The sequence below is a fragment of the Acetobacter pasteurianus genome (genome assembly GCF_009914215.2).
Lineage (GTDB): Bacteria > Pseudomonadota > Alphaproteobacteria > Acetobacterales > Acetobacteraceae > Acetobacter > Acetobacter pasteurianus.
Genome location: NZ_CP039846.2, coordinates 2,579,059 through 2,603,315, shown reverse-complemented (window position 1 = coordinate 2,603,315; position 24,257 = coordinate 2,579,059). Strand labels below are relative to the sequence as shown.

Here is a 24,257-nt window from a genome sequence, read left to right as displayed (position 1 = left end):
CCAGATTGGTGATGGGTAGGAACTTCGCAACCAAAGGTAGCGTTTGCCTTGTTATATAGATGTAATGCCAGGATAAACTTTTCTAACCCTGTGATATTTTAAAGCCTTATCTTTTTCTGGCCTCATGCCTTCAAGGAGCTTGCCCTATGACAGAAACACCCCCTCAGACACCCGCAAAATCGCACCCGGTGCTGGTAGGGTTTGGCTCCTTCCTGTTGGCCGTTATTCTGCTGATTGTATTTTGGTCATGGGATTGGTTTGTGCCGTTGGTCAATTCCCGCGCCACGGCAATCTTGCACCGTAAAACCACCATTGAGCACCTGCATGTTGCTCTTGGGCGAGTAATAACCATTCGGGTGGAAAATCTGCGGATTGAGCAGCCCAAAACCTTTGCTCAGGAAAAAAGCCTATTTGCTGAATCCAAGGAACTGGCTGTTTCTGTGGATGTCTGGTCCTACCTGTGGCATCGGGCACTGCATATTCCGCTTATAGCTCTTACAGACCCCAAAGCAGATATTTTTGCCCGCAAGAATGGTGAAAACAATTACACTTTCACCGCTGACGGAAAACCTGCTCCAACAGATAAAAACAAGACCGATCAAGCCAGCAATCTGCCTGATATTGGAGAGCTACGCATTACCGATGGTGCGCTGCATGTGCGGTATGATCCGCTACAGGCTGATATGCAGATGGGGGTGGAAACCACACCACCAGAAGGCAATAATCGCGGCACTTTGCGCCTTACAGCCAAAGGTCGTTATGCTCAGCAACCTATTACAGCCCGCTTTGTAGGCGGCACCGTTCTCTCCTTTGTTGCTGATAAGGAGCCTTATCCGGTTGATCTGTTTGTGCAAAATGGCCCCACAACAGCCACGCTGAAAGGAGACGTTGTTCACCCGCTCACACTTGGTGGGGCGCGCCTTAAATTGCACTTTGCTGGGCCGGATATGTCTTTGCTGTATCCACTCACCGGTGTGCCTATTCCACGCACACCTGCTTACAGCATTACAGGCGCTTTGGATTATACTCGTGAACATGTTGTTTTTAAAGATTTTGAAGGCAAAATGGGCACCAGTGATATTGGTGGCACCATTGAGGTGAACCCTCATGAAAAACCCATATTCGTGCAGGCAGACCTACATTCCAAGCAAGTGAACCTTGTTGATCTGGGCGGCTTTATTGGTGCCAAGCCTGACAAGACAAAAGCCGAAGAAAAAGCAGAAGCCAAAAGCAATACGGTGCTGCCTGATACTCCTATCAACATACCCAAACTGAATGCCGTAAACGCACATGTCACGTATCATGGAGCGCATATCGAGAACCAGAAAGTCCCGCTGGATAATATTGATGCCGAATTTTTTGTGACAGATGGCGCGATTGATCTGAAACGTCTGAATTTTGCGGTTGGGAATGGCACTTTGGCCAGTTCCGCCACCCTAAAACCAGATGGCAAGCTCTTTGATACAACCGCGCGTATTGATTTTGCCCGTATTGACCTCTCACGCATCATGCAGGCCACCACAGATTCAAAAGCCCAAGGCATTATTGGTGGCCACATGACACTTAGGGCAAAAGGCAATTCCATTGCCTCTCTGATGGCGGCTGGCAATGGCGGCCTGACGTTGGTTCTAGACCAAGGGGGAGATATTACCGCTATTTTGCCGAGTGTGTTGGGGCTGCAATTGGCGAATGCCGTTCTGAGTGCCATTGGTCTGCCATCTCATACCGATATTCGTTGTTTTATTGCCGATATGCCGCTGAAGAACGGGATTGTCTCAACCAATACGCTGCTGCTTGAAACCGGCGAAGCACGCACATTGGGCAAAGGCACCATCAATTTCCGCACGAACAAGCTGGATTACGAGCTGACTACACGCTCACAGAACCCGACCATCGCCTCCCTGCCCGGTGCGTTTCATATTACCGGCCCCATCAAGTCTCCTATGGTTCTGCCCGGTGCCGAAATTCTTGGTCGTGCCGCTGCTGCTGCCGGGCTTGGGTTTGTTTTTCCTCCACTTGCTTTGCTTCCAACTATTCAGATCGGTGTAGGTGATAAATCGCTGTGCAGCCGTGCTGTTCAGGAAGTAAACAGCAACCCCGCAGCGGGCATTGCGCCGGGAGCACTCTCTCACGCGCGTGGTTCGATGGGTAAACAGAAGCCCGTTTCTTCCAAAAATCAGACTACAAAAAGCAAGAAACTGGCGGCAGCTCAAAATCAGAAAAAGGGACAAAAGCAAATGACACCCGCTGAAGTGCGGGCCGCATGGGAAGCAAAACTTAAGAACAAGAAATAAGCAATCGGTTTATATTGGTTGTGAGTGAGCAAATTTGCTCACCCACAACCAATGCAAGAAGATACACTGATTTACGTCATATAGTGTTTTACAATCAGAAGTTTTTCAGGATCTTGCCTTTTGTTTCCGGCAGGCAAAATACAATCAGCAACACCGCGCCATAAGCACATGTTGCAAACAGGCAGATGACCCTACCCAGCCCCATGCTCTGGCTTAGAAAACCGATAATGCCCGGAAAAAGCGCCCCCATGGCACGCCCGAAGTTATAGGCAAACCCCTGCCCGTTTGCTCGTAAGGCTTGTGGGAAGAGTTCTGATAAATATGCGCCCAATCCGCTGTAAATACCCGATGCGGAAAAACCAAGAGGAAAGCCTGCAATCAACATTTCCGTGCCTGTTAATGGCAGAAGTAAATAAGTAATAACGCTGCATAGGGAAAGCACAGCAAAAAAGGAAAACGTAGGCTTTCTGCCCCATAAGTCGGCCAGAAACGCCCCGCATACATACCCCAAAAAAGAACCCATAATCACAACCATCAGATATTCACCCGTGTGAATGACTGAAAGCCCATGTTCTTTTTCCAGATAAGTAGGTAGCCATGTTGTAATGGCGTAATATCCGCCTTGAATACCCAAGCACAGCAATGCTGAAAGCATAGTCGTTTTAAACAGATCGGGCCCAAATATGGCCCAGAACGGCTGAGGGGGAGCCTTTTTCTGCTCCTTAAAGCTCGTAGGTTCAGGCACATGGCGCCTGACGTATAGCACCAGAAAAGCCGGTAAAATACCTATCCAGAACAAGGTGCGCCATGCCAGATGAGGTGGCAGCATACTAAAAGCCAGAGTATAAAATATGGCCGCTGCTCCCCATCCTACGGCCCAACCGCTCTGGATAATGCCTACAGCTTTTCCTCTATGCTCGGCCCGCACAATTTCGCCTACCAGAACGGAACCGACAGCCCATTCTCCCCCAAAACCAATGCCTTGAAGGGTGCGGACAATAAAAAGCTGGGTGAAATTCTGACAAAACCCAATGAGACACGTGCATATGGAAAACCACAGAATACTGGCTTGAAGGAGCCTTACACGGCCAAACCGATCCGCCAGAATACCTGCTCCCCACCCGCCAAAGGAGGAAAACAAGAGCGTGACCGTTACCAAAGCTCCTGCAGAGGCTGGGCTGATGTGCCACAACCCAATAAGTGTTGTGATGACAAAGGTGAAAATCATGTAGTCGAATGCATCAAGCATCCAGCCACCAAAGGCGGAAAGGCAGGTTGCCTTTTCCGCACGAGAAAGTCCGGTCAGCCACGCCATACTATTTTCCAGTTTTTCTTGTTATTTGGAATAGGTTATTGGAACAGACTGTTTGGAAAGAAGTTTGTTATTGCGTTCGGTCTTGCAATACTTATGAAAACCCGTAGAGCATTGCAGGGTTTTGTGCCAAAATGCGTTGGCGCATGATGTCATCTGGCGCCCATTCTGCCAGCATGGAAAGCAAGTCTGTTGTGTTTGGCATATCGTGCACAGCAACATGCGGCCAATCACTTCCCCATACCATACGTTGAGGATTGGCGCGGATGAGTGCCTGTGCAAGCCGGGTAACTTGCCACATGTCCTCAAGTTTTTTCACCAGACGGTACGCCCCTGAGAGTTTCACCCACCATCCCTCTTCTGCAACGTATTTTTCCAGAGCCTTTAATGCATCCGTACTGTCTGCTGCGGGGGTAAGATAACCCATGTGGTCTATCACCACCTCGCACCCAAGGCGCGCAATGCGCGGCAGAAGGTCCACTCCATGGGCTACATCTATAAGAAACTGCATATGCCAGCCAAAAGGTGCAATGCGTGCGGCAATCTGTTCCATACTGTCTAACGCAACGCCCCCACGAAACAGGGCGTTAATACGCACGCCGCGCACACCTTGCGCATGCATCAGTTCCAACTCCGCATTGCTAACTGTTGCATCAATCACAGCTACCCCTCGCAAGCGGTCGGTATGGCGTGCCAGCACGTGGCACATATACCTGTTGTCTGTGCCATAAATACTTGGTTGCACAAGCACGCCACGCTGTACTCCCAAGGCATCCAACATGGCCAGATAGGCCTTTTCCGGCGCAGGTGGCGGTGTATAGCTACGGTTGGGTGTAAATGGATAACGGGCTGTATCCTCTGCAATAACATGGGCGTGCGTATCACACGCAAAATCCGGCACTACAAAGTTGGGATGATGCAAAGTGCTGAATGGCGCAGGACAGTTTGCCGTTACAGGCAAGGCGGAAATAGACATAAGGCAGCTTCACTCAAAATAATTGAGCGGCTTTAAACCGCTTTCCGGGGTTATGACACAACAACGTATCAAACGTTTCCCGATGCTGCATTTTTATTTTCCATAATTTTCCTTTTCATGGGCTCATGTTTGTTTTTTAATGATTTTAGAGTTAAGAAAATCCAGACGTGTGAACATAAAAAAGTTATTCATAACAAAACATCTCGGTATCACTTATCATGATTGAGAAAACAGAAGCAACCTCAGTTACCGAACAGGCAGATGTATATGCCAAAAATCATCTCACGGCAGAACGTGCACAATGGTTAAAGTCTGTCCCGTTTTTCATCGTGAGCAGCTTAAGTCCATCATGTTCGGCTGAAACGGTGCGTTTCGTAATATCTGGTTTCAACCATCACAATGGTTCGCGGTGCCTGCAGCTAATAAGTCTGCCACGTCCGTTTAAATGCTTAACTCACCCCCAAGCATTACAAGAAGCTTCTTAGAAAAGGTAAATAATTATGTCAGATATTTCTCAAGATACCACTATAGGTGGTGGCAGCGGTAATGCCACAGAACTGAATGGCGGAACAGTTCTGAGCGGTGTTGGGCTTTTTGTAAGTTCCGGCGGCATTGCCAGCAATGTTACTGTGGGTTCTGGCGGATATATAGATGTTTATAACAGCGGAACAGCTATAAGTGCATTGGTGTCTGGAGCCAGTGCTGTTTTAAATGTCTCAAATGGTGGCAAGACTTCCAACACATCTGTAACGGATGGAGGCAATATTATTGTTTCCGCTGGTGGCTCAAGCGATAATGATTTGATTAAAGCCAATGGTCAGGAAGCCGTATGGGGAACGGCAAACAACCTGATCATTTCTGGAAATAATACGCACGCCTATTTGCATGATGGAGGAACTGGCACAAACTGGACCACAGAAGATGGCGGCTGGGTAGGTATATACAGTGGTGCTTCATTAGATGGTTTTACAGTAACCGGGCAAAATACGTACGGCGATATTTCCGGAGGCCAAGTTACAAACGCCTCCGTTACAGATAGCGGTACCCTTCAAATTGAAAGTGGCGTTGCAATATCTGGTATCAATGCCACATCAGGAGGCCAGGTTTATGTATCAAACGGTGGCTCTACCACCGGGACAATTCTAAGCGATTCAGGCACAGCGGAAACAGTTCAGGGTGGCGGCTCTGCAAGTGGAACGCAGGTAGCATCTGGGGCAAGTTTAACTGTTTCTACGGGTGGTTCGGCAACAGGCACAACAGTATCAGCCAATGGTCATTTATTGGTGTCTGGTGGAACAATTGTTGACACAACTATTACAAACGGTGGTGAAGCCACGCTTTATGATGCCGCAACCGCAGATACCGTTACAGTTGATAGTGGTGGCAGTATAACTTTTGAAAATAATGCAACATTAACTGGCACTGTTACTTTGCAGGATGGAGGAAGCGCCACCATTCAGGCAGGAACAGGTGGCACTATTGATGTGGCTGGAAGCAGCAATACCGGTGTGGTCATTTCCGGCCTGACATCCGGTGGCACTGTTACAACAGTGATCAGCGGCTTTAACGGCACTTCCGCTGGAGCTTCCGATGGAATTCAACTTGCCGGGCTGAAAGCCGCAGATGTGACAAGTGTTACATATCCAAGTGCTGATCAGGTTAATCTTCTCCTTACAAACGGCAAGACCGTTACCTTGAGCATCGCAGGCGCAGAAAAAGCAGGCTATACGCTTGTTTCTGATGCTAATGGAGATCTGATATACGAAGTGTGCTTCTTGTCTGGCAGCATGATCCGCACATCGGATGGTGATGTGGCTGTTGAAGATATCCAGATTGGTGATCAGGTTGTTACTTTTGATTGGAAAAGCAACAAAACCGTTTGCCGCCCGGTGATCTGGGTTGGCAAAACACATGCAACAGTTCGCTCTGACCTACCGCATGACGAAGCAGGATATCCTGTGCGTGTTCGCAAGGATGCCATTGCTAATGGCGTGCCCTATAAGGATATGCTGATTACCGCAGAACATTGCCTGTTCTTTGAAGGCAAGTTTGTGCCCGTGCGTATGCTGGTGAATGGTGTGTCCATCTTTTATGATACCTCCATTACGTCTTACGATTACTACCATGTGGAAACAGAGCAACACTCCGTTATTACTGCCGATGGCATGCTGACAGAAAGCTATCTGGATACGGGCAACCGCCGCGCATTCCGTCAGGAAGGTAAGATTGCAGCATTGCGTCGCACAATCCAAAGCTGGGCAGATCATTCAGCTGCACCTTTATGCGTGGAACGTGCTTTTGTTGAGCCTCTGTTCCGCAAACTAAACGCACGGAACAGCAACAGTATTGGGGCTGAACATGCAAAACTGGTGACGGACGTGGATTTACATCTGATAACGGAAAGTGGTGCTCCTATCCGCCCCTTCCGGCAGGATGGGCAGCATTACAGCTTCATGCTACCGGCCAATACGGCTTATGTGCGTATCGTCTCACGGGCCAGCCGTCCTGCCGACGTGATCGGACCGTTTGTTGATGACCGTCGCTTCATGGGGGTTGCGGTAGCAGACGTGCATTTGCTCTGCGCTCAACAGCTATACGATATCACATCTCATCTTCAGGCTGAAAAGCCCGAAGGCTGGCATGATACGGATTGGGCAGATTGTGCATGGACAAATGGCAATGCCATGCTGCCGCTGGGCGGTTATACCAAAGGCAAAATGGGCCTTCTGTCCATGACTATTCGTGCTGCGGGGCCATACACCGTTCAAAACCATAAAACAGCAGAAGCTCAATTACGCTCTGCCTGATTATCTTTTATAATCATACTGATAAACAGGCTTCATTCATGCGAATGAAGCCTGTTTTGTTTATTGTAGCGCCCCAAGATCTTGGTCTTTTTCGGTCCCTTTTAAAAGGTGAGTCAGTTCATCAACAAGGCAGATGCGCCCTTCCCTGAACTGATAAAAAGCGACAACCTTGATCAGACTTTCTTCACCAGAAAGGCGTGTAACACGTGCCAGATGCACGGTGGCGGCTTTGTCTCCCTCACATACAATGTGCTGGATATCGATTTCCAATCGGCTGAGATTGGCACGCAAGGCGCGTGTATGAGTTTGAAAGGCGCTTAATGTCATTTCGTGTCCATCAACACATTGCCGATAATCAGGGGTCATGAAACCCAGCAGTGCGTCGAGATCTGCATCAAAGTTTGTGAATGTAGCGAACATATCTCGAATAATCTGTTCATGAGTCATAAAGCGTCCTTTGATCTTCCTGCTGAATGGATCAGAAGACTTTACAAAATATCTTTTTGGCGTTCTCTCGTTGATAGGCCATAATACGACTCATGCACGCCAATTTCTCTCATGACTCATCTGCAAAGCCTTATTTCACGGCCCATTCATCTTGGCTGTTTGGGAGGCGTGTAAGACAAACTGCGCGCCGAACCACCGTACCGCATGTGCATAACAATGGACAAATATTTGTGGTGGAAAGCGGTGTTATGGCTGTGAAGACACAAGATGCCTACTGGCTGATTGGGCCAGAACAGCTTCTTTGGTTACCGCCACGTTTGGCGCATGAGGCGCGTTCTCATGGTGCTATTACGGGCTGGAGCCTGTATATTGCAGGAGATCGGTGCGCTTTTCTTGCCAGTAAACCGTTTGTAGCAGACAGCACTCGCCTACTAAGTGCTCAGGTTGAGCGTCTGTCAGAAAATACCCAGAATACAACGTGGGACGCTCGCACAGCATGCTTGGCCGAGAGTTTTTGGGATGAATTTCTATCCATTCCTCATCAGTCTGTCTCATTGCCTTTTCCCGGTGACGTTCGGTTAAAGCGGGTGGCTGATGCCTTATGCGCCAATCCGGCTGATTCACGAGGGCAACAGGATTGGGCCGATATGGCGGGAATGTCTTTACGATCATTCGTCAGGTATTTCACAGCCGATACGGGAATACAGTTTTCAGCATGGCGCCAGCGTTTGCGTATTCTCAATGCTCAGGAAAAACTGGCTCGAGGGGAAAATGTCACCCATGTTGCTGCTGCTGTGGGTTACGAAAGCTTAGGGGCATTTGCAGCAGCCTTTAAAAAGAACACCGGATACAGCCCCAGCGCCTATGCACAACGCTGCATGACACGTTGATTGGTAAGAACTGGCAGGCGTTACCCTTGACTAATATCCACCCACTTTGCACCGACGAGTTCTGCCAATCTGTCTGGTGTCATGCATACGGAACTGTTTCTATCACCCGCTGCGGGCCAGACCTTGTTGAATGAGCGCAATGAGGCATCACAGAATACCCGAACTGGCTGCGGCAACCCAAAAGGGCATACACCACCTACGGGATGGCTTGTTAATTCCAGAACTTCTTCTGCTGGCAGCATACGGGGGCGATTTCCAAACGTATCCTTTGTCTTGCGGTTATCGAGCCGCTCCGTCCCGGCCATAACAACTAGAATGCGCTCATCACCGACTTTCAGCGCCAATGTTTTGGCAATCTGTCCTTCCTGCACACCTAATACTTGCGCGGCTTCTGCAACTGTTGCGGTGCTGTCTGCCAGTACAACCGGTTCAATATCGGGCGCATGAGTTTTGAAAAATGCCTGCACAGACTCACGGCTCATTTCTATTCCCCCAAAATATCAACAGATCTGAAAACTACGCACCTTAAACTCTAAATTCTATCATAGCAGAACATAAAATCAGCAAGTCGACTTCATGACTTCATGACTTCATGACTTCATGACTTCATGACTTCATGTGAACAAATCTGTTACCGATGGCATCAACTCAATCATCACAATATCGCGTAAAAGAAACCGTCTCTTACATTTACTCTTTTATTCATAAACCTGTTGTTATGAATAATAACAATGCTCAGAGCCTGTGCCAGTGGCCTTATTGCATTGGCCTTCTCTCACAAGGTCAGTCGTGTAATTGCTCTTGGGGCCTGCAATGAAAAATGAAACAATAGCAAACACAAAGGTTCCACTTTGTGAAATAGTAGCTCTGTTTTTCTTGGGCAGTTGTGCACTTCTGAATATCTATGCCACTCAGCCCATCCTGTCCGATATTGCGCGGCAATTTGGTGTGAGCTTAGGCACCAGCGCATGGACAATCAGTGCCTCCACACTGGGTGTGGCTGTTGCGGCCCCGCTGGCAGGTGCTATCTCGGATCGCTTCGGGCGCAAGTGTATTATGGTAATGGCTCTTATCGGGCTAATTGTAACAACCGCTTCCTGCGCTCTGGCATGGAACTTTATGGCTCTTTTTTCCTTGCGATTTGCACAAGGGTTACTTGTTCCATTCGTCTTTACCGCAGCTCTCGCCTATATTACCGAGGAATGGTCGGGAAGTACTGCAACCACCATGAACGGTGTGTATGTGGCGGGCACGGCGTTTGGTGGATTTTGTGGACGATTTCTTGCCGGTGCCGCAGCTACCTTTACAGGATGGCTTTCCACTTTTCTGGTTTTTGCAGTTTTATTGTTTTTGGTGCTTGTCCTTACCATATTTTGCTTGCCTACAGAGCGCCAGTTCAAACCCAGCGCTTCCCTTGCGGGCAGTTTAAAAAGTATCGCCAAAGGGGTGCAGGATTGGCGGCTGTTGGCCACTTGCTTTATTGGTGCCAGCCTGCTATTTCAGCAGGTTACGTCCTTCACCTATTTAAGCTTGCGGCTGGGGGCACCACCATTCAGCCTGACTTCTTTAGAAGTGGGGAGCCTGTTTGTAGTTTTTTTATTGCCGGTCACAGTTACGCCTTTCTTCGGGCGTCTTATTAATAAGATCGGCCGGACACGGGCCTTTTTGCTGTCTCAGATTATCGGGATTGCGGGAATAGGCCTGACACTTTCCTTCCATCTTGCTTCTATTGTGGTCGGGTTGGCTCTGTCCTGCATGGCAGTTTTTTCTGGGCAATCCTGCGCCACAGGTTATACGGCACAACACGCCAAAACGGGCCGATCTGCGGCAACGGGTCTTTACCTTACCTGCTATTATCTTGGTGGCAGTATCGGAGCCATTGCCCCCGCCCCTTTCTATGCACATCATGGGTGGTTTGGTTGTGCGGCCCTGATTTGTTTGGTTGCCCTTGCCAGCACAGTGCTTGCACAAGCCGCATGGCAAGAAGCTATTCCCAGAAAAAATGAGGCGAATGCGTAGGCAAACATCTTAATTGTTCTTTTATCGGGCTTCCATATCATGTTTGATCGAAGATATTACGGTAATAGAGGCGCCCTGCACGGCCAAACCGTGCTCAGCCGCCACCCGCCGCAGTAAAATAACAACCTCCGGTGCATGGCACGGAATTTTCCGGCCTGTTCCCACTTCAACAAAAAGAACAGATGGCAGCACTTTCGGTTCTGGGGCCACACTGTAGCGCCACAGCCGGTTGGGAGTAACATCCCGACGCAAGATATCATGCGCCACCAGCAAGTTCAGATTGCGTTGGATGGAACCCTGAGAAGGCGCATGACCATTTGTCATGATGCTCAGCGCTTTCCATATTTCCACCGCTGTGGCGTGTGGTTCAACTTCCAGCACGCCATGCAGAAGCACGCGGCGTAAATCGGTCATTCTGATACCCGCATTTTCGCAACGTTCTTCCAGCCGCCTTACCGCACTGCGGTTAGCCCCCATACCAGGGCGGATTTGCTTCAATGCGGGGGGAGAACGGCGATATCCGGAAAATGCAAGCATAGGTTTTGATCCTGTCACGATCTAAAAAAAGGGGATGGTGGGAAAAACTTAGTTTTCGCCACCGTGAATATAAAATTCGACGGGTACGGTGAGTGTAATGGGGTCTCCCGCTACGCTATCTGGCGGGATAGGCAATGGTTGGGCACGCTTGGGCAAAGCCACTGCTTCCTGATCAAGCAACGCATGGCCGGAACTGCTGGCTAGCGTAACCGCAACTACGTGCCCCTTACGATCCATGGAAAATGTTACAGTGGGTACGCCTTCCTGATGATCGGCCATGGCATCAGCTGGATAGCGCTTGAACTTTTCCAACTGCGCCAGCAATGCGCCCTGCCATGTTACCGGATCATGCGATGCCTTGGAAGAAGACGCACCGGGTGCCGGAGCAGCCTGTGCCGGAGCTGGCGGTGCTTCTGATGAAGGCGGCGCAGTTGTTGCCTCGGCTGGTGGTGTTTTATCCGGGATCGGTTTTTTAAGATGCGGCACAGGCTTGTGTTTTTTAACAATTTTATGCGGCTTTTCCGGCTTGGGAACCGGAACCGGCGGGTTGGGCGCTGGTGATGGCGGAGCAGTCACCTTTGGCGGCTCTACCGGGGCTGGATCAGGAACGGACTGGGTTTGCTGTGGGCCTATGGGGGCATCTGTTGGCGGCGTGGGGGTTGAAACTGGTTCGGGTGCCATGTCGATCGCAATAGCCGCTGGAGGTGGTTCTGGCACAGCAACAGCCGGTGGTGGCAGGCGCATAATCCACCAAACAGCAGCGCCACTTACGGTAAGCACCGCAAGCAATGATAGCCCCCACCGCAGGGCATCATCTCGTTGTGCACGGCGCAACTCACTGCGCTGCCAGTCAGCAAAGGAAATGGCTCCTTCTGTTGGCTGCGCCATATCTGCAATTCCACTCATGGTGCAGCTCCAGAGCTATCTGCTGGAACAGCCGGACTTCCTGTTTCGCTCCCTTCTTCCTGCCCCTGAAGGTTGACGAGTGCCACTTTGAGGTAGCCAGCGGAGCGCAGCTTATCCATCACTCCCATCAGCGTACCGTAATCGACGGTTTTATCTGCACGCAAAAAAATGCGCTGGTCCTTATTGCTTTTGGTTGCTGTTTCCAATGCACCGGGTAAGGCATCGGTAGTGATGTTATCTTCACCCAATGCCAAACCATGATCGGCCTTTACTGTTAGAAACACAGGGTCATCTGGGCGTGGTGTTGGTTTTTCTGTTGAGGATGGCAGATCCACGGGCACGTTCACTGTAGTAAGCGGTGCCGTGACCATGAAGATCACCAGTAGGACCAGCATCACGTCGATGAACGGCGTGACATTGATCTCGCTCGCCTCATGTGGGCTTTCATCGGTATGGCGGATACGGATCATACCGCTTACTCCCCCGCCACCGTAAGGGCATCACGGCTTTGCTGCCCCAGACGAACGATATTACCCTGTGCCATAAGCATCTGGCTGCGCCCCAGATCGCGCGAGACCAGACGCATAACAAGGGATGTAAGATCAGCCACCTGTGCGCGGCAGGATGCTGTCTGGCGGGCAAGGTGGTTGTAAATGACTACCGCAGGAATGGCCGCTACCAGCCCAAGGGCCGTTGCCAGTAGTGCTTCTGCAATACCGGGAGCTACGACAGCAAGGCTGGTGGCCTTGCTGGCGGCAATGCCGGTAAACGAAGTCATGATCCCCCACACCGTGCCAAACAGGCCAATGAACGGAGATGTTGCGCCAATAGTAGCCAGCACGCCGGTGCCGCGCATCAGCCTGCGCCCTTCGGCAGCTTCCAACCGTTCAAGATGCAGGACAATCCGTTCTTTCAGGCCCTCGCTATCATCAGGAATATCCTGCGAGCGTGTGCGTTCTGTCTCGGCGGCCATAACAAGCGTATGGGCAATACCGTTTTTGCGTGTCTCTTCTTCACCCAGATCCAGCGTGCCGGCCTGCTCCAGCGTGTGTTCGGCCTTGGTAAGTTTGGCCCGCACGCGCAGCAGTTCAACTGATTTGGCGATGAAAATGGTCCATGTCAGTAGTGCCGCCACGGCCAGCAGAACCATTACACAGCGCACTACAGGGCCTGCGTTGAGAAACATCTCCCACGGAGAGAAGGAAATTGGTGCAAGATCGGTCATGAAAGACCTCCTTTAAAAGACGGTCTCTTCCACGCACGGATCAGACAGACGACCGTAACAATGAGGGGAATGGAAAGAGCAGCCCAGGACAGGCCAAGCCAGATACCGTGCTGGCCCAGCAGTGCTGATAACAGCCCAAATATGGTGAGCAGCCCCAACGCAACCGGCCATGGCCAGACAGGCACGGATGGACGAGAATCTGTGCTGTGAGAAGAAATGACAGGAGCCTGATGAGAGACGGCGTTCATCGCGCTCCCTCCGTAAAAACAGGCATTCCCTCGGCTGCGTCCAGTTCATAACCAAGCGCCCGCAGGCGGGTATCGATAGAGAGCTTCCGCTTGCCAGCCCACAACACCAGACCACTGGCAAGCACGCCAATAACCACAACATCAAGCAGCGCCCACAAAATGCGCAGTGGCATGCCGCCGTAATCCCCAAAGTGCAGAGGGCGAGAAATTTCCAGAAAACGCAGATACCACGGCATAGGGTAAGCTCCGGTTAGCTCACCCGTGCGGGCATCCACCAAAACCGGCGTAAACAAGCGTGCACGCAATGGTGTGCTCCCGCGCGTCCACAGCACATAATGCACCGGGCTGCCAAAGGAAGAGCCAGGGAAGGATAAGCCTGTAACTTCATTGCCGGGAGCCGCTTTAGCTGCCGTATCAAACGCTGCTTGCACGGAGGCCAGATGATCCTGCGAAGGCGTTGGTAATTTGGCATAAGGCTTTAGAATCTGCCGTACATCCGTTATGCGCCACAGGCCAAAAAGTGGGGTTTGGAGTTCGTTAACCAAGCCGGTAAACCCAACCACAGTTGCCCACATAAGCGTAGCCACACCCAGCAGATTATGCAGGTCTAGCCACGTCAGACGTGTAGCGCGGCCACGCCGAATGGAACCGAATGGCAGGCGCTTCATAAACCTTCCGTAAAGCACTGTGCCAGACACTAGTGAGGCAACAAAAACGCCCCCCATCCCCCCAAGGAAAAGGCGGCCCGTAAGCCCGGCAAATAGGCTTACGTGGAGCTGACTGCAGATACCCATGATGATGCCGGTCCATGTCCGTGGCTCTTTGGGGGCATCAGTAGGGCGTGACTGTTTGAGAACTTTTGCTGTGCGGGCATCAAACTTGATCCAGTGGCTGGAATTCCGATCTGGGTAGTTTTTATCTTCTTCTAACGCCTGCCAGCTTGGAGCCATGGAAACCAGCACAGCAGGTTCATCATCATCTGGATTAAGATTCGTAATAATCTGACCGGGATAAAGCGCCCTCGCCTTTTCTACTATCAGATCAAGGCTGGCGTTTGGTGTGCCCAGTGGTAGCACCTCGTAAGGCGGATCATCATCCCCCACGAATGTATCCCAGATTTGTTCGGAGAATAGCAGCGGCAGACCCGTTATGCACACAATCAGCAAGAACAGCGTGCAAATCAGGCTAGTCCATTTATGGACCACAAACCAGCGACGAAGAGCACGAGTGGTCATGAAAACAGCACGCTCACAAATGCGTGTAAGAGTGATTCGCAACTGTGTTTTGCGTAAAATTCTGCCGTAATCATTGTGTTGCGTGCCCTCAGATACGCTGGAAAAGAGAGGAAACCACTTTTACCGCCTGATATAATCAGCGCACAGAATGATCCCCTCGCTTATTAAGACGATCGGCAGCTCGTTTTTTTCGGCTTTGCTGAGAATTTTTTAGGTACCGGGTTAAATATTTTGCATTCCGAGCAGGTTTTATGTGCGCAACGACCATTTATGTGTTCACTGCAAGCAAGGTCATGGCCCCAAACAGTGCACCCATGGCACCAACCATCAGGGATTATGCTCTTGGGGCTCATGTGCTTTAGCTTTGGTGTTGTGAGAAAACTGCAATGGGTCTGTTCAATGCTCACCAACTATACGACAGGTTGCCATATACTCGGCGCCCTTGGCCGATATAACAGGCATAATTGCCGCCGCAGGAAGCCACATAGTATTTGTTGGTAAGGTTTGAAACAGCGAGTTGCGCCTGCAACCCTTTAAGCATCGGAATTTTTTGTCCAAAATCGTAATGCATGCCGATATCAAACAAATAATACGCGGGAACCTTGAAGGTATTTACTGCATCATCATAAGTGAACCCCACATAGCGCATGCCACCATTTACGGCCAAACCCGGAATAATATTTTTGGGCATGCTGTAATTGAGAAAGAACGAGAACATGTTGCGGGGAACACCCTGAACATATTTCCCTTTTTCCGATGCCGCCGGGCCGTACCCTCCATCTGGAAGCTGAGCTGCTGCTGTAAGGTTAGTGCTGGCGTATGTCATGGAATTATAGGAATAGGAGGCAATCAGCCGGAGATCATGGGTAATATTGGCATTAGCCGCAACCTCGAACCCCTTGGCATTCACCCGACCCGCATTGGCTGAATAGCCCGGATGCAGATAGTCCGTAACCAGATAATTGGTTTCATCAATGTCGTAAGCCGCAGCCGTAATCAGTATATCGCGGCCCGGAACTTTGTATTTAATGCCAACTTCTTTTTGTTGCCCTTTGAGTGGTGGTTGAGGCCTGCCCTGCCAGTCACTCCCACTTTGTGGGATAAAGGATGTGGAGTAACTGAAATAGGGAGATAAACCGAACGCGAAGTTATAGATAAGCCCGGCCCGCCATGTAAATGCTGTTTGTGGACGTGGTGCATCGCTTAATCTTGTGAGTGTAATGCTGTGGTCATCGGTTCTGTTAGAGTAAACAGTGCCATGATAATGTGTATTCACCCAGTCTTGCCGCCCACCCAGCAGAACAGATAGCCCTTTCCATTTAATCTGATCCTGAAAATAAACGCCTTCCTGAAAATAGCTGTAATTATAGGTGCCATTCCATGTCTCGCATTTTGATGAATGGATATCGACACATCGTGAATAGTCGTTATGAGGATTAAAAATATCTACCAGATAATACCCGTCCTCTCCCGGGTATCCATTATAGCCGGGGGTTTTGTCTGCAATAACGTTCCATTTATAATCGTACTGCCTGAAATCAGAGCCAACAACCCATGTGTTTTCTACTTTGCCTATATTGAACTTGCCATAAAGACGTGAATCCAACCCAGCTACAGTATTTTTATTGCGCATTTCCCATGGATCAAGTGCTGCAATTCTATCTGTGTACATACCATCAAGAATCATCGTTTGGTTATCTCTGGTGGATTGCTCCCAGCGAAAAACCTGACTGAAGTTTAAAAAACGATTAAAGCGGTGCTGGAATTGGTATTCAAACATTTCATCACGCGTTTCCTGCGTGTTGAAATTCTTGTTCCCGACAAAACGACTTCTTGGAATTTGCCCGTAAGGGCTACGATACAGCGTACCTTCTACGGGAAACTGCATGTAATTCGTACCCATGCCGGGTGTGTAAAGATAACTTCCAAGCAGTGTAAGAGATGTTTTTTTATCTATATCCCACGTGATGGAAGGAAGGATGCCAACTCTTTTATAGTCGATATTGTTGACCTGAGTGCCCTGTGTGGTTCCCATAGCGGCAACGCGATAACGCAGGTTTCCAGATTTTGTAATTTTGTCACTGTAATCAAATGTCGCTTCATAACGATTCCAGTTACCAAAACCAACACTCACCTGATGCAGTGGTGTATCGGTTGGTTTTTTCAAAGACATGTTGATCATGCCACCTGGTGTAGTTTGTCCGTACATCACTGAAGCAGGGCCATTCACAGCTTCAATCCGTTCCAAAAACGCAGTCTCTCCCGCGCTGTAGGATTCCGACATCAAGCCATCGATAAACTGTGATGTACTGAAGCCTCGTTGCACAATACCACCACAACTTCCGGCACTGGCGCAGCCATTACTATAGTTACCGCGCTGTTCCGTATAAATCCCCGCAGTATAACGCAAAGCTTCCTGAACATTTTGTGGTTGCAGATCAACCATTTGCTGTTTTGTAATGACATAAATTGAGTTGGGAATTTCCGTAAGTGGTGTATCGATTTTTGTGCCAGCCATCGTATTTATTGCAACATAACCTACCCCCGGGCCTGTTGGATTTTGATGCACAACTGAGCCTCCAACACGAACGGGCCCAAGGGTGATATTGGCAGCAGATTTTGTTAAAATTACCGTTCCGTTTCCTGACTGCACATAAGCCAGACCGGTGCCAGAAAGAAGCTGGGCAAGTGCCTGTGTGGGCGTGAGTTGCCCATGCACCCCTGCCGTTTTTACACCACGAAGAAGTTCACCCCCGGCAGTAACCTGAAGAGCTGACTGCTTTCCAAAGCTTATCAATGCAGATGCCAAGGGCTGTGCTTGAATATTGTACATACGCACATTTTGCACAGGCCCATTTCTTGCAATCATCGCTGTGTCTGATTGCGCTTGGGCAGAACCGGCAAATGTAAGAAAAGTGGCTGCTGTTGTTGCCAGAAGCAGGCATGTATAAGGGGTAGTGTTATTATCTTTCCGGCCCATTGTTGGCCGGGCACCTGTCTCTGACGTCACCCTGCTGTGCTCCATCATGTTTATTTCGGGATATGCACTTCGCTTCAACCTTATTGTTGAGAATGAATTGCATTATTGCCCATCTAATCACACAACGATGCCAGGAATGAATTTTCTAATAAAAATCGTAATTCAGCGTTTTTTTGTAGATGATGGACGAAAAAATTGTGGTTCAGCTATGGGTTAGCGCAAAACTGTTACCCACGGGCTATAGCGGCGTACGGTACGTTGCCGTGCCTGCGCTATTGCCTCTAAGGCGCGTGCAGGATTGGACAAGCTATAAACCCCAGAGACACGCTGCGATGCCAAATGAGGCGATACAATAACCATGCCATGAAGATAAGGCTTCAGTTTAGCAACAACTTCTTCAAGTGGTTCATCATTGGCAACCAGTAAACCATCTGCCCATGCGCCTACCTGTTCGGCAGGAAGATTATTATTATAAATCTCTGTTGCGGATGCAGTCAGTGCCTGCCCTGTTCCAAGTTCCCTACCCTGTGCCGGAATAGCTCCGCCATTTACCCGCACCCGGCCTGTACGCACAGCCACGTTCACCGCACCTTGTGCCCACTGCACATCAAACACGGTACCGATATCTGTTGTCGTGAAACCGCCAGCTTTCACCACGAACGGACGTACTGGATCATGAACAATAGAAAATAGCGCTTCTCCCGCCAAAAGGGTAACGCTACGATGGGTCCCTTGCGTATTGATGCTAACGGCACTTCCGGGGGCAAGTGTTATTGAACTGCCATCAGAAAGGGACAGGACACGCGTTTCTGCCGTGCCAGTTATGGCATCTGCCTGCATATGCAGCATAAAATCCGGACCCGCAAAAAACAGTGCGAGACATGCTACCAATGCCAGAGCAAACCCGGCCCTTGTTGCTCGTGAAGAAAACCGATGACGCAATGGCAGCGGAACGATATTACGCTTTTTTTGCTGCCAGTTGCCTGTATTATCTGAAGATAGGTAATTCACAAGCCCCATAGCGGTTTGGGTTTGCGCCCAAGCCTCACGGTTCACAGGTGCCGCTCCCAACCAGGCTTCAAATCCAGCGCGCACTTCAGGATCATCAGGTTCTTCTTGCAGAAGAATCAACCATTGTGTGGCCTCTCTGGAAGCCCGTTGCCTAACTGGATCGTCTATTACCGTCATAAAAGCCTTCCGACGCAAAGCTGTTGGGCCCGCGTCTGGCGAGAGAGACATTTGGCACCCTTAACTATTACCTGACGCATCTGCCGCGCCCTTTTTAAATTTTCTGTGCCCTATTACGTATTAAGGCCATTCCACCTGCTGTTTGCAGGCATCCACAGCTTCGGAAACCAGCACATGAGCCATCGGGGTGGAAATATTCAGATGCGCTGCAATTTCACGCAATTTGCATCCACCAAAACGATGCATCTCAAAAGCAATGCGCGTTCTCTCGGGCAAGGCCGCCAGTACTGCTTGAATGGCCTCCAGTTGCGCTTTGTCCTGCGCAATTCGGTCTGGACCCGGTTGCGCATCCGCCTGCTGATCTATCATGCCATCAAGGCCCGTGGGCGTAAAAACGGCCCGGTCACGCGTGCCTTTACGGCGTAGATCTAACGCCAGATTTCGGACAATCCGATAAAGATAACGTAAGGGTTCGCTGACTGTTGCCGCTTCAGCCCCCCGATCTAACCGAAGCCATGCCTCCTGCACGATATCCTCGGCCTCCGAGTGATCAGCCACCAACCCATTAGCGTATTTCAGCAGATCACGCCGATGGGCTGAATACAGAACCAGCAATGAGCCCTTCTGCTCCAAGTTTTCATACCTCTCCCACACATCGGCACGAATAAGCTGTCCTCCTGAATAGGACTCACTTATATGCAACTCATTCTTAATCTCTCATTGCTGATTTTAAGACAAGCCGCAAGCAATCTTGCAAGCAGGTCTGTCAGTCCATTAGAAATTTATAATTTCCCGTCGTCTTCATTATCAGGGAGAGATGTCGAGAATGCCCTCCCCTTATTATTTGTTCTACCAATGGTAACCAATTGTTCCATAAGTAATGCGCTGGTCACCATAATGGCAGAACGTGGCAGATCCACATTGGACATATGTTTTATCACCTGAATTGGTCATGCTTAACCGGATATTCAGGCCTTTGACTGATGGGAATGTTTGCCCCGCATCCCAACTCAGTCCGCTGTCAAATAGAACATAAGATGGATTGCGGAAGGAATTTGCTTGGTCTGCCCAGCTTTTACCCTGATAACGCACACCAAAATTCACGGATAACCCGGGGGCAATTTCAGCGGGGAAACGATAATCTATAAAACCAGAGGCTGCATTGACAGGCTGCTGCGTAAGCTGCTTGCCAAGAAGAGATACGGTTTCACCCGTGAGTGTTTTGCCTGTCAGGTTTGTGCGTGAATTGTAAACCTTATTCCATGTATAGTTCAGAATAAGATCAAGCCCTGGGGCTAGGTTGGCGTGTGCGGAGAGTTCGACCCCGCGGGATTTTACCTGCCCGATTTCGCTGCTGTATTGCGGAAGTTGAGGATTATTAACAAGAACATTGTTTTCTGCGAGATCATAATAAGCTGCGGACAAAAATGACTGAACATGCGGGATCTGGTACTTCACCCCCACTTCCCATTGATGGCCGTTCAAGGGATCAGGTTGCGTAAGAGCCCCTGCACTATAAACCTGCCCGGTCTGGGGCATGAACGATTTGGCGTAACTGAAGTAAGGTGCCAAACCGATGCTGGAAACATAATTTATACCAACATTCCACGTAAACGGGCGGTTAAAAAGGTCTTTACCTCCATACCCGTTCCAGTCCTGACGCCCGGCGAGTGTAACGTATACACGGCGCCAGTTGATCTGATCCTGAAAATAAATGCCATCCTGCCAATATGGATATTTGGTCCATGTTAACTGGCCGTTTGTTGCACGCGCATAATCAGAAGACGTGTACTGATTATACCGTGGGTGCAGTATGCTTGCATCCGGCACGGTAGAAAAATCAAACCCCCAATATCCATCAGCCCACTGCCCACGATAATCAACGCCCACAAGGAAAGAATGCGAAATCGGGCCTGTGCGCAGTTTATAACTGAAATTAGCGGTCATTTGCGATGAGCGCCCTTTGTATTGGCCACTGCAAAACGCTGATCTGCTGATTGTTTGACTTACGGTGTTCACGCCATCTAACGAGAGACTGCAGCTACTATGGCTCTGTTCATCAAAACGCGCGGTTGCGTTAAACTGAAAGTCTTTTGTGAATTCATGGTGGAAAATAGCCTCCACCATATATTGACGGTCCCAGTTATTCTTGAATGCCGGATCACCAAAGTATCTGGAAACCGGGATGCGGCCAGATCCTGTTTTGATCAAACTGCCATATGCCGGAACACCAATCCAAGGATCCCATGTTTCTGGATCATAGGCAAACTGCCCTATAATGGTGATATTGGTGCGATCATCTATTTTCCATTCAATATCACCTTGCGCAGCCACACGTTTGTAATGATTAAAATCTGTTTGTGAACCTTGCGTAATACCAAGCCCAATCAGCCGGTACAACAGGGTATGGCTCTTGTTTAAAGGACCACTTAAATCAATCTGGCCTTCATAACGGCCATAATTGCCAAAACCCACATTCACTTGTCGCTGGGCTGTTTCTGTTGGCCGCTTGAGTGTCATGTTGATCAGGCCGCCGGGGTTGGATTGCCCATACATAACTGAAGATGGTCCGCTGAGTGCCTCAATCCGGTCTAGAAAGAAAGGATCACTTACAGATGTACCATTGAGCAGACCATCCACAAATGTATAGGATTCAAAACCTCGTTGGCGGACAGGCTGAAACAGGCTTGCTGAAGGCGTGCTATCATTTGCATCCGCGCTAACAACGCCGGGCGTATAGCGCAAGGCTGCACCGATTGTGAGGGGTTGGAGATCATCCATTTGCTTACGGGTTACAACATATACCGATTTAGGCACCTGAATGAGTGGGGTATCCGTGCGCGTGGCGGATGCACTGCGTGTGGCAACAAACCCAACACCCGGCCCATAGGCAGATTGTGTATCTTTTGAATCTGTTCCGCCAACACGTACCGGGCCAAGCACTATGCTGGAGGCTTTTGTGCTGGGAGCAATCTGATAAGCGTGGTCTCCTGCTTGCATGTAAGACAGGCCACTACCTTGTAAAAGCTGCCCCAGCCCCTCGGATGGTGTGAAATCTCCTGACAAACCGCGGGTTGTATGCCCAGCCAGCGATGATGCCTGAGACGTAACCTGAACATGAGACTGTCTGCTAAAGGCAACGAGTGCATCAGACAGCGAACCCGCAGCAATATGGAAAAGAATTTTGTGTTGAGATGGCTCTGCCTGAGCCTCTGCCGGTTTGCACGCCAACGGTGTCAGTGCCGTGGTTGTGACGACAAAAAGGAGCGCCGCCACGCCTCGGCCAGACAAATTTCCATTCCGTGCCATTGTGAAAGCACTCTCCTACATAATGGGCAAATGAAAATCATTCGCATCACTTCCTGTAAAGAGAGAGAAATAACGACACTGTTTTTTCAAAAAATTATGTCAGAAAATTTTTCTGGAAAGAGTTTTTACGGAGAAACAACAAGGTTAGCCCACGGTGTAACATGTATGATCTTGCCTCCTAGAGGGCTCACAATCAGGCGTAAGGCTGCATCTGGATTTCGTAGATCGTAAACCCCGGTCACCCGTTTGCCGAGCAACGCATGCTTCATCACTATAATCCGTTTTTCGCTCCATGGCCTGAGAGCTGTAATCATGTCACCTACTTTATCGTTCCGTGCGATCAGCACCCCTTCTTTCCATGCTCCCACAGTTTCAGGGGGGAGTGTGCCGTCTTCAATATCGGTATCCGATACCCTTGCCCATTCTCCGCCATGCAGATCACGCGCGTATATACGTGGAGTGGTGGCCGCAATATGCACCACACCATCGCGCACCCGTACAGTGGTTTCATGGTGAGCAATCTGGATATCGAAGGCAGTGCCAATATCCTGCGCCCTCACCTTTCCGGCTTGCACGATGAAGGGACGGCTGTTCTCATGATGAACAGTAAAAAATGCCTCGCCTTGTATGAGGTCTATATGCCGTTCCTGCGCAGAGATCTGGATTGAAATGGTCGAACGCGGTGCAAGCACAACGTCACTGCCATCTGCAAGATGAAGTGTCCGGGTTGTGCCGGCTGGCGCATATTGATCTGCCAGAAACCGTGTCATCAAATCAGGAATTATCAGAAGCAAAGCTGCGCAGAGTGCGGTTGCAGCCACTCCGCTACCCAACAGGAGCCGCCATCGCTTTTGCAGAAAAACCAATAAAGCCTGAATACGTGGCTGAAACGCTACCGGCCTGACAGGGGCCACCTGCCTGTTAGGCGGAGCTGAGCGGATGATATCCGAAATAGCAGTAACCTGCTGCCACGCTATGGCATGTGCAGGCTTCTCACTCAGCCATTTTTCAAATTCATGCCGTAATGCCTGATCATCTGGCTCCTCGTTCAAAAGGAGAGACCAATCAATAGCTTCTGCCTCAGCCTTCTGACTTTCATCCATAACTTGATAGGCATCCTTTCACACCGAGATGGCATCCATACAGCAACCAATCAAACATGCGTGAGATGTATGCGTTATACTGAATAGATGTGTGAAGGCGGAGATTTTTCATAAAAAACATGAAGAACACAGCTCTACGGTTCTTCCTTACGAATTTGCATGCAAATTTTTACACCATCGGCAATCAGTTTATGAACAAGAGCAACAGAAATATCGAGTTCTTGAGCAATCTCTCTAAGTTTCATGCCGTCAAAATGATACATCCTGATGGCTTTACCTTGTCTTTCCGGCATGGCGTCTATGGCGTCCATCACGCGGTTCATAATCTGACGCGCAGCAACATCCCGCTCGGGAGATACGGAAGTGACCTCGACATTTCCTATGGCCTGTTCGAAGGGGGCCTCTGTCGTACTTTCAAACGCACTACGCCTTCGACGATCAAACAGCAAATTGCGGATGATTGTTTTAAGATAGCTGAGAGGCGCCAATATTTCCGCACTATTCTGCCGGTGGAACAGAAGCCATGCATCATGCACAAGATCTTCGGCTATCCCTTTATCGCCACACAATCGGTGCGCATATGATATCAGCGTATTTCTGTGTGTCGCATATAACCGATGCGATAGAGGGTCGGACTTCAACGTAGTTTCCTTCGGCTCGTCCTACCTTGCCTCGTCCATCACGAGTTAAGAACACTTCTCAACTCATACCGTAAAGTGTTTCTGGGGGCAATATATGCACCTCTTCCCCCATAACACGTATCACCGCCCTGTTTCTGAAA

General features: G+C 49.7%; 20 protein-coding genes. 4 read left to right on the top strand and 16 right to left on the bottom strand.

Features of this window, described 5'->3' with window-relative positions; translation table 11 throughout:
* Positions 1-146: 146 nt before the first annotated feature.
* Entirely contained in the window at positions 147-2,294 is a 2,148-nt protein-coding gene (locus FCN51_RS25485) for an AsmA family protein (protein WP_310256797.1), read from the top strand.
* Positions 2,295-2,388: 94 nt separating this feature from the next.
* On the opposite strand, the gene FCN51_RS25480 is transcribed toward FCN51_RS25485, so the two are convergent.
* Both FCN51_RS25480 and FCN51_RS25475 read right to left on the bottom strand, forming a co-directional pair.
* Positions 2,389-3,609 (bottom strand): MFS transporter, encoded by a 1,221-nt coding sequence (locus tag FCN51_RS25480; protein ID WP_310256794.1) that lies wholly within the window; start codon positions 3,607-3,609, stop codon positions 2,389-2,391.
* Between the two features lie 91 nt (positions 3,610-3,700).
* Positions 3,701-4,582 (bottom strand): amidohydrolase family protein, encoded by an 882-nt coding sequence (locus FCN51_RS25475; protein WP_310256792.1) that lies wholly within the window; start codon positions 4,580-4,582, stop codon positions 3,701-3,703.
* A 500-nt stretch (positions 4,583-5,082) separates the two neighbouring features.
* Between FCN51_RS25475 and FCN51_RS25470 the strand changes: the two genes are divergently transcribed.
* Positions 5,083-7,389, top strand: coding sequence for a Hint domain-containing protein (locus FCN51_RS25470; protein ID WP_310256789.1), 2,307 nt, complete (start codon positions 5,083-5,085; stop codon positions 7,387-7,389).
* A 60-nt stretch (positions 7,390-7,449) separates the two neighbouring features.
* On the opposite strand, the gene FCN51_RS25465 is transcribed toward FCN51_RS25470, so the two are convergent.
* On the bottom strand, positions 7,450-7,836 hold the full coding sequence (locus FCN51_RS25465; RefSeq protein WP_310256786.1) for a nuclear transport factor 2 family protein: 387 nt from the start codon (positions 7,834-7,836) through the stop codon (positions 7,450-7,452).
* A 92-nt stretch (positions 7,837-7,928) separates the two neighbouring features.
* On the opposite strand from FCN51_RS25465, the gene FCN51_RS25460 reads away from it, so the two are divergent.
* Positions 7,929-8,726 (top strand): AraC family transcriptional regulator, encoded by a 798-nt coding sequence (locus tag FCN51_RS25460; protein ID WP_310256783.1) that lies wholly within the window; start codon positions 7,929-7,931, stop codon positions 8,724-8,726.
* Between the two features lie 20 nt (positions 8,727-8,746).
* On the opposite strand, the gene FCN51_RS25455 is transcribed toward FCN51_RS25460, so the two are convergent.
* Positions 8,747-9,208: a YbaK/EbsC family protein gene (locus tag FCN51_RS25455; protein WP_310256780.1), complete on the bottom strand. Its 462-nt coding sequence runs from the start codon at positions 9,206-9,208 to the stop codon at positions 8,747-8,749.
* 331 nt (positions 9,209-9,539) lie between these two features.
* On the opposite strand from FCN51_RS25455, the gene FCN51_RS25450 reads away from it, so the two are divergent.
* Positions 9,540-10,745 (top strand): MFS transporter, encoded by a 1,206-nt coding sequence (locus FCN51_RS25450; RefSeq protein WP_310256777.1) that lies wholly within the window; start codon positions 9,540-9,542, stop codon positions 10,743-10,745.
* 21 nt (positions 10,746-10,766) lie between these two features.
* Here the strand turns inward: FCN51_RS25450 and FCN51_RS25445 are convergent, their stop codons facing one another.
* The 12 genes from FCN51_RS25445 to FCN51_RS25390 all read right to left on the bottom strand — a co-directional run bounded on the left by FCN51_RS25445 (position 10,767) and on the right by FCN51_RS25390 (position 24,117).
* On the bottom strand, positions 10,767-11,282 hold the full coding sequence (locus FCN51_RS25445) for a Fur family transcriptional regulator (protein WP_004449411.1): 516 nt from the start codon (positions 11,280-11,282) through the stop codon (positions 10,767-10,769).
* A gap of 48 nt (positions 11,283-11,330) precedes the next feature.
* Positions 11,331-12,188, bottom strand: coding sequence for an energy transducer TonB family protein (locus FCN51_RS25440; protein WP_004449406.1), 858 nt, complete (start codon positions 12,186-12,188; stop codon positions 11,331-11,333).
* Positions 12,185-12,658 (bottom strand): TonB system transport protein ExbD, encoded by a 474-nt coding sequence (exbD, locus tag FCN51_RS25435; RefSeq protein ID WP_310256770.1) that lies wholly within the window; start codon positions 12,656-12,658, stop codon positions 12,185-12,187. Before exbD ends, FCN51_RS25440 begins: the two co-directional genes overlap by 4 nt.
* Before the next feature lie 5 nt (positions 12,659-12,663).
* The gene (gene exbB, locus FCN51_RS25430) at positions 12,664-13,413 is read right to left on the bottom strand and encodes a tonB-system energizer ExbB (RefSeq protein WP_310256767.1); all 750 of its coding nucleotides are present in this window, start codon (positions 13,411-13,413) and stop codon (positions 12,664-12,666) included.
* Positions 13,410-13,661, bottom strand: a complete 252-nt coding sequence (locus FCN51_RS25425; RefSeq protein ID WP_310256764.1) for a hypothetical protein — start codon at positions 13,659-13,661, stop codon at positions 13,410-13,412. The genes exbB and FCN51_RS25425 overlap by 4 nt, the downstream gene beginning before the upstream one ends.
* Positions 13,658-14,896: a PepSY-associated TM helix domain-containing protein gene (locus FCN51_RS25420; protein WP_310256761.1), complete on the bottom strand. Its 1,239-nt coding sequence runs from the start codon at positions 14,894-14,896 to the stop codon at positions 13,658-13,660. Before FCN51_RS25420 ends, FCN51_RS25425 begins: the two co-directional genes overlap by 4 nt.
* Before the next feature lie 403 nt (positions 14,897-15,299).
* Positions 15,300-17,906 carry a TonB-dependent siderophore receptor gene (locus FCN51_RS25415; protein WP_310256759.1) on the bottom strand — a complete coding sequence of 869 codons (2,607 nt, stop codon included), beginning with the start codon at positions 17,904-17,906 and terminating at the stop codon, positions 15,300-15,302.
* A gap of 183 nt (positions 17,907-18,089) precedes the next feature.
* Positions 18,090-19,064, bottom strand: a complete 975-nt coding sequence (locus FCN51_RS25410) for a FecR family protein (protein WP_310256757.1) — start codon at positions 19,062-19,064, stop codon at positions 18,090-18,092.
* 120 nt (positions 19,065-19,184) lie between these two features.
* Positions 19,185-19,718 carry an RNA polymerase sigma factor gene (locus FCN51_RS25405; protein WP_064776496.1) on the bottom strand — a complete coding sequence of 178 codons (534 nt, stop codon included), beginning with the start codon at positions 19,716-19,718 and terminating at the stop codon, positions 19,185-19,187.
* A 195-nt stretch (positions 19,719-19,913) separates the two neighbouring features.
* On the bottom strand, positions 19,914-22,373 hold the full coding sequence (locus tag FCN51_RS25400; RefSeq protein WP_310256755.1) for a TonB-dependent siderophore receptor: 2,460 nt from the start codon (positions 22,371-22,373) through the stop codon (positions 19,914-19,916).
* Between the two features lie 125 nt (positions 22,374-22,498).
* Entirely contained in the window at positions 22,499-23,476 is a 978-nt protein-coding gene (locus tag FCN51_RS25395) for a FecR family protein (RefSeq protein ID WP_310256752.1), read from the bottom strand.
* Positions 23,477-23,610: 134 nt separating this feature from the next.
* On the bottom strand, positions 23,611-24,117 hold the full coding sequence (locus FCN51_RS25390; RefSeq protein WP_081273965.1) for an RNA polymerase sigma factor: 507 nt from the start codon (positions 24,115-24,117) through the stop codon (positions 23,611-23,613).
* Positions 24,118-24,257: the final 140 nt, after the last annotated feature.

What these genes read in the sequence shown, in the direction of transcription:
- FCN51_RS25485 (WP_310256797.1), top strand. Translation starts at nt 147, where the DNA reads ATGACAGAAACACCCCCTCAGACACCCGCAAAATCGCACCCGGTGCTG.
- FCN51_RS25480 (WP_310256794.1), bottom strand. Translation starts at nt 3,609, where the DNA reads ATGGCGTGGCTGACCGGACTTTCTCGTGCGGAAAAGGCAACCTGCCTT.
- FCN51_RS25475 (WP_310256792.1), bottom strand. Translation starts at nt 4,582, where the DNA reads ATGTCTATTTCCGCCTTGCCTGTAACGGCAAACTGTCCTGCGCCATTC.
- FCN51_RS25470 (WP_310256789.1), top strand. Translation starts at nt 5,083, where the DNA reads ATGTCAGATATTTCTCAAGATACCACTATAGGTGGTGGCAGCGGTAAT.
- FCN51_RS25465 (WP_310256786.1), bottom strand. Translation starts at nt 7,836, where the DNA reads ATGACTCATGAACAGATTATTCGAGATATGTTCGCTACATTCACAAAC.
- FCN51_RS25460 (WP_310256783.1), top strand. Translation starts at nt 7,929, where the DNA reads ATGCACGCCAATTTCTCTCATGACTCATCTGCAAAGCCTTATTTCACG.
- FCN51_RS25455 (WP_310256780.1), bottom strand. Translation starts at nt 9,208, where the DNA reads ATGAGCCGTGAGTCTGTGCAGGCATTTTTCAAAACTCATGCGCCCGAT.
- FCN51_RS25450 (WP_310256777.1), top strand. Translation starts at nt 9,540, where the DNA reads ATGAAAAATGAAACAATAGCAAACACAAAGGTTCCACTTTGTGAAATA.
- FCN51_RS25445 (WP_004449411.1), bottom strand. Translation starts at nt 11,282, where the DNA reads ATGCTTGCATTTTCCGGATATCGCCGTTCTCCCCCCGCATTGAAGCAA.
- FCN51_RS25440 (WP_004449406.1), bottom strand. Translation starts at nt 12,188, where the DNA reads ATGAGTGGAATTGCAGATATGGCGCAGCCAACAGAAGGAGCCATTTCC.
- exbD (WP_310256770.1), bottom strand. Translation starts at nt 12,658, where the DNA reads ATGATCCGTATCCGCCATACCGATGAAAGCCCACATGAGGCGAGCGAG.
- exbB (WP_310256767.1), bottom strand. Translation starts at nt 13,413, where the DNA reads ATGACCGATCTTGCACCAATTTCCTTCTCTCCGTGGGAGATGTTTCTC.
- FCN51_RS25425 (WP_310256764.1), bottom strand. Translation starts at nt 13,661, where the DNA reads ATGAACGCCGTCTCTCATCAGGCTCCTGTCATTTCTTCTCACAGCACA.
- FCN51_RS25420 (WP_310256761.1), bottom strand. Translation starts at nt 14,896, where the DNA reads ATGACCACTCGTGCTCTTCGTCGCTGGTTTGTGGTCCATAAATGGACT.
- FCN51_RS25410 (WP_310256757.1), bottom strand. Translation starts at nt 19,064, where the DNA reads ATGACGGTAATAGACGATCCAGTTAGGCAACGGGCTTCCAGAGAGGCC.
- FCN51_RS25400 (WP_310256755.1), bottom strand. Translation starts at nt 22,373, where the DNA reads ATGGCACGGAATGGAAATTTGTCTGGCCGAGGCGTGGCGGCGCTCCTT.
- FCN51_RS25395 (WP_310256752.1), bottom strand. Translation starts at nt 23,476, where the DNA reads ATGGATGAAAGTCAGAAGGCTGAGGCAGAAGCTATTGATTGGTCTCTC.